Origin of the sequence: uncultured Polaribacter sp. (assembly GCF_947501385.1) — a bacterium.
Classification (GTDB): domain Bacteria; phylum Bacteroidota; class Bacteroidia; order Flavobacteriales; family Flavobacteriaceae; genus Polaribacter.
Genome location: NZ_CANMVP010000022.1, coordinates 76,440 through 86,126 on the forward strand (window position 1 = coordinate 76,440; position 9,687 = coordinate 86,126).

The following is a 9,687-nucleotide window of genomic DNA, read 5'->3' on the forward strand; positions in this document are numbered from 1 at the left end:
ACAGACATAGGTATTTTTACAATTCAATTTCGTAAAGAAATTTGAAAAATTACACATACACCAAACTTCACAGGTTTTAAAAACCTTTGAGGTTTGGTTTTGACTGCAAACTGTTTTACTGAATACTGCCTACTTATTTTTTACTGGCGTTCCATATAAATCGTAATCTCCAGCTTCGTGAATTTTTACATCTATAAATTCACCAATTTTTATGTAATGTTCTCTGGCATCTACCAAAACATCATTATCTACATCTGGTGAATCTGATTCTGTTCTTCCATAAAAATATTCGCCATCTTTTCTGTCAAACAAACATCGAAATGTTTTTCCTATTTTTGCTTGATTCAATTCCCAAGAAATTTGAGATTGAATTTCCATAATTTCATTTACTCTTTGAAACTTAACTTCCGCAGGTACATCGTCCTCTAAAACATATGCACCCGTATTTTCTTCATGAGAATATTCAAAAGCGCCCAGACGTTCAAAGCGCATTTCTTCTACCCAATCTTTTAATTCTTGAAACATTGCTTCTGTTTCACCAGGATATCCAACAATTAAAGTTGTTCTAATAGCCATTTTTGGAACCGCTTCTCTAAACTTATGAATTAAGGCCGTGGTTTTCTCATGCGTTGTGCCACGTTTCATAGATTTTAATAACTCTGTATTGATATGCTGCAAAGGAATGTCTAAATAATTACACACTTTTGGTTCGCGTTTCATGACATCTAAAACATCCATCGGAAAACCGGTAGGAAAGGCATAATGCATACGAATCCATTCAATCCCCTCTACTTTTGCTAGCGCCTCTAATAATTGGGCCAATGCACGTTTTTTATAGATATCTAAACCATAATAGGTTAAATCTTGCGCAATTAGCATTACTTCTTTGATTCCTTTTTCTGCTAATTTTGTCGCTTCAGTAATAATATCTTCAATCGGAGTCGATTTGTGTTTTCCTCGCATTAAAGGAATGGCGCAAAACGAACAAGGCCTATCGCAACCTTCTGCAATTTTTAAATAGGCATAGTGTTTTGGAGTGGTTGTTAAACGTTCTCCAATCAACTCGTGCTTGTAATCTGCTTCTAAAACCTTTAATAAGTTTGGCAAATCATGCGTTCCAAAATACTGATCTACATTCGGAATTTCCTTTTCTAAATCGGGCTTATAACGCTCACTTAAACAACCAGAAACAAACACTTTATCAATTTCACCAGCTTCTTTTCTTTTGGCGTAGTGCAAAATCGTATCAATAGATTCTTCCTTTGCCTTTCCAATAAAACCACAGGTATTTATTACCACAATATTTCCATCATCTTCTGGGTCTTCGTGAACCACGTTTTTACCATTCGCTTTTAATTGTCCCATTAACACTTCCGAATCGTAAATGTTTTTAGAACAACCTAAAGTAACAACGTTGATTTTATTTTTCTTGATGGTTTTTGTACGCATGATAATATCTTTTCGCCTTTAGCTAATTGCTTTGGGCATTAATAGTTATAAAGTTTTTGCTTTAATTTAGATTCCCGTTCCTGCTTGCCGCAGGCAGGTTCACGGGAATGACAGTTTCATTGGAAACCTTGAAGCTGAGCCTCTAGGAATACTTTTTGATTAAAACGAGTGCAAAAATAGTGCTTTTAATGATTCTATTGATAGTTTTTAGGCATTTTTCTAACTCTTGTTAATTGCTCAAAAGCGTAACCAATTTCTAATAATTTTCTTTCAGAAAAAGGTGTTCCAATAAATGTTAAACTAATGGGTTCACCAGATATTTTATAACCCATAGGAACGGTAAGTGTAGGATATTTTGCAACTGCGGCAATACCAGAATGATAATTATTTATAGATAAAATGGCATCTAATTTTTCATCATATAATGCTTGTAGAAACTTTTTACCTTCAGCGTTTAAATGCTTTTTTACAAGCGCTAATTCTTTAGGGGTGGTTTTATCTTTTACAATACCATCAAATAATTGTTGCCCGTAAGGTGCTCTTAAAACGGAATCTTTTAAATTAAAATCCACCACATCTTTCACTTTTTTGATAGCAACTGCTTTATCAGCGTTTTTAGATAAATATTTTGGTAAATCATTTTTCATATCAATATTTAACAAAGTAACAAAACCCTCAAAAGAAATTTCTGGAGGTGTAATTATTACAACTTCAACACCCACTTTTTTTAACCTTTCTACTGTGGTAGCGTAAATAGAATCTGATAATAATGACTTTAATACACCTAATTTTCTTTTTTCAAATTTATTTGAAAAACCGTTTTGTGTATACTCTTCATCGATCTTTTTAGTTGTTGCATCGTTTTTATCAACACCAACCATCGCATCCATTAAAATGGCAGTGTCCAAAACACTTTTGGTCATGGGTCCTGGCGTATCTAATGTTGATGAAATGGGTACAATTCCTGTTCTACTTAAGATGCCAATTGTTGGTTTTAGACCAACCACAGAATTTAAACTTGAAGGCGAAGTGATAGAACCCGCAGTTTCTGTACCAATGGCTGCTACTGCAAAATTAGCAGCTATTGAAACTCCACTTCCAGCAGAACTTCCTCCTGTTTCAAACATTCCTCTTCCGTAAGGATTTAAGGTTTGTCCGCCAATAGCAGAATAGCCCAAAGGACAACCAGAACAGAAAAAATAAGCCCATTCACTCAAGTTTACCTTTCCTAAAATGAGCGCTCCGTTTTTTCTTAATTGTTGAACGATAAAAGCATCTTTCGTCATTTTATTTTCTGCCAGCGCAATTGCCCCCGCAGTAGTTGGCATATCTTTGGTATTGATATTGTCTTTTAATAAAATGGGCATTCCATATACAGCGTAATCGTTTGCATGCGCTTCCCTATTTTTATCTTTTGCTCTTGCCTCTTCTAACACATTTGGGTTTAAAGAAATAATACTGTTTAAGGATCGTGCCGAATCACTTTCAAATTTTCGAATTCTATATAAATAAAAAAGTGTCAACGTTTCATAAGTTAGTTTTCTGTTTTTTACATTTTGTTGAAGTTGAAAAATGTTTTGTTCTAAAATAAGTGGTTTTAGTGCTTTATAATTTTCTTCAGAGAAATAGGCTAAATCTTTTTCAAAGGGTTTGAAAATAGTATTCATATCTAAAAATTTAGACTGAAACAATTTAAATTGCATTCTACCACTCTTATGATTTTGTTGCTTTTCTAAAGCTGCAGTTTCGTTATATTTGGTAAAAATAACAGGTGGTTGTTTCTCTTTTTTTGTTTGACAAGCAACAAAAAAAGAAATTGAAAAAATAAAAAGTAATGTTTTTTTCATGGTATTAGTTAATTTACTTTCAAAGATACTATTTTAAACCTTTTTAAATGTAATGTATAAAAACACAATGATTAGAAAAACAGGGATTTGTAATGTTGATTTTTTACAAATCAAAAAGTAATTTTTTAACTTTTGATATAAGCTGTTAAAACAGAGGGCATATCGAAACGAAGGAATACATTCAACTAAAAGCTGAAAAAAATTGCTCGACAAATAATTATAATAGTTTCGTAAAAAATAAAATCAATACATAATTTGACTTTATTTGATTGACGCACTTAAAAATTACCGTGTTTCAATTGTTGTTTTTGCAAATTTGTTGTAGAAACTAGATGTACCTTTACCAAAAACAATACAATGGCAACAAAATAAAAAATTACAATTACTTGAGATAAAATAATTACATTCCTATTACATATAGGCATTTCTAAACCTTGTTCATTAAAATAAAAAGACCAGTGTAAACCCAAAATATGTAATTTCCTATGCAATAATTTTAAAGAGTATAAAAATAAATACATTTTTGTATACGTTTAATTTGTTAAACTTATTCAATATTTTGAATTATAAACACGCTATACATTAATTTCTTTATTTCGCTTTTTTACAATATACAACTTGTGTATTGGTTTATTTTTGGTGAAAAATGATGAAATCAAAATTTAATTTAGTTGCCTTTGCGTTATTTATTTTTATCTCTTGCCAAGAAAATGATAATATAACTTCTTGTATTGAAGCACCAGCAGGCGTTGTAGTGGAATCAGAAAATAACTTAACTGTTTTTTTTGAAGAAGGGTTAGAATTATTTAGTAAAATAACTATTAAAGATTCTGATGGTGAAGAATTTAGTTTAGATACTAGTAACTTTAGTAAAAAACCAGCTTCAGATTGGCAGGTTGTACCTAAAGTTCAATATAATGAGGTTGTATTGGAAACCACAGGTGGAACTATCTATAATTTTACACTTTTAAATGCTGTAAATGATACAAGACTGGTTTTAAAAATAGACAGAAGTGTTGATAAAAATCTTACGGCTGAAATTAAAAAATACATCCCCTGTAATGATTTACCCAATGGTTGATAGAGCATACCTATTTATTTTATCTACCATTAATATTTTTTATAACATCAACCAATTTAAATGATATTTAAAATGAATGCAAAAGAACATTATTCTATTTTTCATGACATTACAATTTCTGCAGGAATTGATAAAGTATTTGAAGCAATTACTAGACCAGAACACTTGGTGAATTGGTGGCCAAAAAAATGTAAAGGCAACCCAAACCTAAACGCGGAATACAATTTTTATTTCACCCCAGCATATGATTGGTACGGAACAGTTGTAAAATTAGAAAAAAACAAATCTTTCCATATCAAGATGACTAAATCTGATGAAGATTGGGAATCTACTTCCTTCGGATTTGATTTAGAAGAAAAAAATAATTTTGTTCAAGTTAACTTTTGGCATGTTGGCTGGCGCGAATGTAATGCCAATTTTAGAAGATCTTCATTTTGTTGGGCAATGCTTTTAAATGGCTTGAAAAATTATGTAGAGAAAGGTAAAATAGTGCCGTTTGAAGAACGAGAATAATGCTATTACTTTATTAAAAAATTCAAGTATTTATCACTTAAATAAAAACAAAATGATTTTAGAACATGTTGCTATATGGACAAGTAAATTAGAGGATTTAAAGAATTACTATACTATTTTTTTTGATGGAATTTCCAACGAAAAATATATTAACCCTCAAAATAACTTTGAAAGTTATTTCCTCTCTTTTTCATCGGGAGCAAGATTGGAACTTATGAAAATGCCTAATATTCCAATAAATAAAAATGATACTATCGGTAAACAGCATCAAGGAATTATTCATTTAGCATTTGGTGCTAAAAGTAAAGAAAAAGTTGATGAAAAGGCAAATCAGCTAAAAGTTGCTGGTATTAAAATTTTAAGTGGACCAAGAACTACTGGAGATAATTATTATGAATTTGAAACATTAGATCCAGATAATAACAGAATAGAAGTAACTTACAAATTAACATCATGAACTATATAGAACGAATAGAAATTAATAAACCTATTGAAGAAGTTATAACTTTATTTAACAATCCTAAATACTATACTAAATGGATGCCAGGTGTTTCAACACATGAAATTATTAAAGGAAAAAATAAAGAAGCAGGTTCAGTTTCTATGTATCAAATCATGTTAAATGGAAAAGATAACGAAATGAATGAAAGCATTATTAAAAATAACGGACCAGAAATTCTTGCCGAATATACAATTAATGGAATAGTAAATACCCAAAAAACAACTTTTATAGCATTAGATAATGAAACAACGCTGTATCAAATTGATGAAAATTTTGATTTAAAAGGCTTTTTAAAAATAATTGGTTTTTTTTTACCTGGCATGTTTAAAAAACAAACCAAAAAATTTGCCCTTGCATTCAAAAATTTTGCAGAAAATAAAAAGTAATTATCATGCAAGAGGAAATTCAATCAAAAATTCAACAACAATTAGATAATATAGCTGATCCTCAGCTAAAAACGGACAGTTATCAACTATTAAAAGTAATGACTAAGATTACTGGTAGAAAACCAAAATTATGGCACAATCAAATGATTGGGTTTGGTTCTTACACCTACCAATATGAAAGCGGACGTGAAGGTGAATGGTTTCTAACAGGTTTTTGCCCTAGAAAAAAATATCTTGCTGTATATATAGTAGATGGTTTTACACACTACAAAGATATCATGAGTAAATTAGGAAAATTTAAAACTGGTGCTTCTTGTTTATATATCAATACGTTGAACGATATTGATAAACCTTTGCTTGGCAAACTAATAGAGCATTCATTTATAAACATGAAAAATAAATATAGTATCAAATACTAATTATGAAAAATGACTTTCTTTTTTTTATTTTAATTACCTTACCATTCGTTACAGTAGCAGCAAAAAATATAACCTATTCTAGCAGCAAAAAAGATCAAGACACCCTTATCATTAGCCAAAATGATGTAAATCCAGCTGTCTTAAAAGAAGGAACACACCGTTATTTAGTTTATTTTAAGAAAGGAAAAGAGGCACCTCGTTCTATGACCTCATTTTGGACAAGGAAAATACTAAAGACCGAATTTAATGGTAAAAAAGCTATCGAAGTTTCACAGGTCTGGGAACAAAATGATACCATTATTCATACTACCAAATCTATTTCTGATGCTAAAACTATGCAATGGTTATATCATAAAAGTTGGTGGCAAAAAACAGGTAATTCTACCTATAATTTTATAAATTCAACAGCAACAATAGCTGACTATACGTTAAATGATAACGATACTTTAAAAACCAGAAAAAAATCCTGGGAAGGGTTTAAAACTTCTTTGAAACAATATGCGTTAAACTGGCATTTAGATTTGGAAACTTTTCCAATACTCCCACACATAGTTGGAGTAACTTTTGGAGTACCTTTTTATGATCCTGGATTTTCAGCGCCCAAATATGTTTACTATACTGTAACTGGCTCTGACAAATTAATTGGATATAACAATCAAGAAATTGATTGCTGGCTACTAGAGCATACTACAAAAGGAAATAAAGAAGTGTTTTGGATAAGTAAAGAAACAAAAGAGGTTTTAAAATTAGCACAAGAAATAGCAGGAGGTAGATATTACCGGTATAAAATAAAAATGGCTTTTAGTAATTAAACTAAATTGTTACAACTTAAAACGAGAAGTAATGTTGCTATACAATGAGGATACAATAAAATTAAACCAATGAAACGGACAAAATATATTTTATTAGCAGGATTATTGATATTAGGTATGTACGCTTTTTTTCAATTAAATCATAACTCATTAAACTGTAAAGAAATGTCATCTTCTAACCCCGAAACTGAAAATTCTACTTACCAAATTATTGAAACTAATTTTTTCGTATTGAAAATTCCTGAAAAATGGAATCATATATTCAATGGATATGGAAATGAAGGAGACCCCTTTGGTACTTTCCAAACCTATGAGGGATTAATTCATTATGAATATGGAAACTTTGCTCCTAAATACATAAATGATGATGAGCTCAAGAAGTATGTTGTTGAAAAGAAAAAGATAAATGGACTACAAGTAAATATTTCTAAAAATAAAAAAAGTGAAACAGGTATCTATATTCCAAAACAGAGTAAGATGAAGACTTCTTTAACTTTTTACATGGATCAATCTGTTACTAATAATTTTGCAGATTTAATGAAAGTAATAAAAAATATACAGTTTAAATAACAACATATATATCATATTAAAAATATTTAATGAAAACAGCAGGCTATTCTGGAACACCCTTAGCAAAAAAATTAGGCATAAAACAAGGATGTTCTGTCTTAGTTCTTAATGCACCAAAACCTTATTTAGAATTTTTTTATGAATTCCCTAGTGACATTAAAATTAACAATATGCCATCTGGTAATGAAAAGGTTGATTTTATACATCTCTTTGTCACTACTTGGAATGAATTAAAAGAATATTATCCTACAGCAAAAGATCATTTAGAAATGAATGGTATTCTTTGGATAAGCTGGCCGAAAAAAACTTCTATCTTAAAATCTGAACTTGGCAAGTTTGATATTATTAATTATGGATTAGATAATGGTTTGGTTGATGTGAAAGTAGCTGCTATTGATGACGATTGGAGTGGGCATAAATTTGTTTATCGGTTAAAGGACAGAACCTAAACTACTTTTCTTTTTTGTTATAAAAAGCTTCAGCAAATTTAAACTCTTTATCTTTTTGTCTGATAAAATCGGTTACCTTTATTTGCCCGCTTTCTAATATCAAATAAAGACTTTTACCTACTTCCGTTTCAGGCGTACCCCAATCTACCATAAGTTGGTTTTTGGATAATTTCCCTTTTAATGGAAATGTAATTCCACGAGAATCAAACCAAGTACCCACAAAAGTGGAATCACTCAACACTTTGTAATATGCAGTTGCTTTTAGAGTTATTTTTTTGTCTTTAACCGCTCTTTGATTTTTGAATTCTAACTTATAAAAGTTATTATCCAGGACTTTTTGCCAATTCATCTTAAAGGTTGCTGGAGAACCGATGAGTGTTCCTTTTCCTTCCCAAACTTTATCTTTTACTTGATCAAAAAAAGTTTGAGATAAGGTCTTATTCACTGCTAATAAAGATAAAATAAATGTAAAAAATAAAGCTTTCATATTTGACAACATTTTAAATTATTATTACTATAAATATTATATATTATTTCTGAATTAAGATTTTTTCTTTTTATAAAATTATCAAAACTTAAAATCAAATAACTTGTTCAGACAAAAAAACTACATGGTTGCAATTATAGCCATTAAAACCCTTTGAAAATTGTAAAAAAGCGAAATTTAAAAATCCTACTTATATCTATTTGAGATTCAAGTTTTATTGAAATTATTTTAAAAATATAAATTTGAAGTTAGGTATGCCATTTTGTGCTCCTCTTTATTAAGGTACTTATAAAAATCGTTCGGTAATAAACCTGTTAGATTTTTTAACTCATGGATAAAGTGCGACTGATCATAATACCCATTTGGTATGATTGTATTTAAATCTTTACCATTTAATATCTGAAATGTATGATATTGCATTTTAACTATTCGGCTATACGCTTTAGCTGTCAACCCAAAATTATGGTTAAAAAGTTGTTGTAGTCTTCTTTGAGAAATGTTTAATTGATTTGATAAATCCTCTATTTTTATATCGCCTCCGCTTTTCATAAGCAAATGTAATGCATGGGTAATTCTTTTACTTATCGGGTTTTTAGCACTACTTGCCAAAAGTATATTATCAACAAATTTCAACACTTCACTACTAGCAATCGGGCTACTAATCAATTCTTCTAGTTGTAGTGATAGTTCAGGTTTAAAATCGTTAAGAGAAACTATTTCATTTAGAAACTCTGATGCCGGTACCCCAAAAAGATAAGGAATAGCATAAGGTTGAAGCTGTATGGTTAATGCTCTGCGAATATAACTCATTTTAATATTAAAAAAAGTCATGTTAGAACCTGCTAAATAACTTTTCGTTTGGTACTCATTACCCTTATTAGTAATCGAAAATGGATCACCATCAATAATATTTATAAATGAATAACCTACAGGAAAAGATTTTAAGTCGACATTAAACACTCCATTTTCTTCAACTATCCACATATGTTTTATATAGTTTCTTAATAACTTCGAAGGAAAATGAGTTACAACTTTCATCTTAAAATAAATATCTATATGTTAATTTGATTCATTTTTAATAGCAAAATTTACAATAAATTTATTGAGTTATACGTTTAGCTTCTGTTTTATTAATTTTTGATATACTGGCTTTTCTTCAACCATCCTACAAA

The 9,687-nt window shown here is 29.9% G+C and carries 13 protein-coding genes; 8 read left to right on the plus strand and 5 right to left on the minus strand.

From position 1 onward, the window contains the following. Positions 1-129: 129 nt before the first annotated feature. The 3 genes from rimO to Q0998_RS14440 all read right to left on the minus strand — a co-directional run bounded on the left by rimO (position 130) and on the right by Q0998_RS14440 (position 3,817). Positions 130-1,449 (minus strand): 30S ribosomal protein S12 methylthiotransferase RimO, encoded by a 1,320-nt coding sequence (rimO, locus tag Q0998_RS14430; RefSeq protein WP_299670965.1) that lies wholly within the window; start codon positions 1,447-1,449, stop codon positions 130-132. 194 nt (positions 1,450-1,643) lie between these two features. After that, positions 1,644-3,296 carry an amidase family protein gene (locus tag Q0998_RS14435; RefSeq protein ID WP_299670967.1) on the minus strand — a complete coding sequence of 551 codons (1,653 nt, stop codon included), beginning with the start codon at positions 3,294-3,296 and terminating at the stop codon, positions 1,644-1,646. Positions 3,297-3,574: 278 nt separating this feature from the next. Next, the gene (locus Q0998_RS14440; RefSeq protein WP_299670969.1) at positions 3,575-3,817 is read right to left on the minus strand and encodes a hypothetical protein; all 243 of its coding nucleotides are present in this window, start codon (positions 3,815-3,817) and stop codon (positions 3,575-3,577) included. 125 nt (positions 3,818-3,942) lie between these two features. Here Q0998_RS14440 and Q0998_RS14445 point away from each other — a divergent pair, with 125 nt between their 5' ends. The 8 genes from Q0998_RS14445 (at position 3,943) to Q0998_RS14480 (ending at position 8,028) form a co-directional block, all read left to right on the plus strand. Then, positions 3,943-4,377: a hypothetical protein gene (locus Q0998_RS14445; protein WP_299670971.1), complete on the plus strand. Its 435-nt coding sequence runs from the start codon at positions 3,943-3,945 to the stop codon at positions 4,375-4,377. A gap of 72 nt (positions 4,378-4,449) precedes the next feature. Beyond that, complete coding sequence (locus tag Q0998_RS14450; protein ID WP_299670973.1) at positions 4,450-4,890, plus strand: SRPBCC domain-containing protein; 441 nt, start codon at positions 4,450-4,452, stop codon at positions 4,888-4,890. Continuing rightward, entirely contained in the window at positions 4,874-5,347 is a 474-nt protein-coding gene (locus Q0998_RS14455; protein WP_299670974.1) for a VOC family protein, read from the plus strand. The genes Q0998_RS14450 and Q0998_RS14455 overlap by 17 nt, the downstream gene beginning before the upstream one ends. Then, positions 5,344-5,778: an SRPBCC family protein gene (locus Q0998_RS14460; protein ID WP_299670976.1), complete on the plus strand. Its 435-nt coding sequence runs from the start codon at positions 5,344-5,346 to the stop codon at positions 5,776-5,778. Before Q0998_RS14455 ends, Q0998_RS14460 begins: the two co-directional genes overlap by 4 nt. A 5-nt stretch (positions 5,779-5,783) precedes the next feature. After that, positions 5,784-6,197, plus strand: a complete 414-nt coding sequence (locus Q0998_RS14465; protein ID WP_299670978.1) for a DUF1801 domain-containing protein — start codon at positions 5,784-5,786, stop codon at positions 6,195-6,197. Positions 6,198-6,199: 2 nt separating this feature from the next. Continuing rightward, positions 6,200-7,009, plus strand: coding sequence for a hypothetical protein (locus Q0998_RS14470; protein ID WP_299670980.1), 810 nt, complete (start codon positions 6,200-6,202; stop codon positions 7,007-7,009). Positions 7,010-7,078: 69 nt separating this feature from the next. Further along, complete coding sequence (locus Q0998_RS14475) at positions 7,079-7,579, plus strand: hypothetical protein (protein WP_299670982.1); 501 nt, start codon at positions 7,079-7,081, stop codon at positions 7,577-7,579. Positions 7,580-7,608: 29 nt separating this feature from the next. Next, positions 7,609-8,028, plus strand: coding sequence for a DUF3052 domain-containing protein (locus tag Q0998_RS14480; protein WP_299670984.1), 420 nt, complete (start codon positions 7,609-7,611; stop codon positions 8,026-8,028). Between the two features lies 1 nt (position 8,029). Here the strand turns inward: Q0998_RS14480 and Q0998_RS14485 are convergent, their stop codons facing one another. Together Q0998_RS14485 and Q0998_RS14490 are read right to left on the minus strand one after the other, a co-directional pair. Next, positions 8,030-8,515 (minus strand): hypothetical protein, encoded by a 486-nt coding sequence (locus tag Q0998_RS14485; RefSeq protein WP_299670986.1) that lies wholly within the window; start codon positions 8,513-8,515, stop codon positions 8,030-8,032. A gap of 228 nt (positions 8,516-8,743) precedes the next feature. Beyond that, positions 8,744-9,553: an AraC family transcriptional regulator gene (locus Q0998_RS14490; protein ID WP_366943654.1), complete on the minus strand. Its 810-nt coding sequence runs from the start codon at positions 9,551-9,553 to the stop codon at positions 8,744-8,746. Positions 9,554-9,687: the final 134 nt, after the last annotated feature.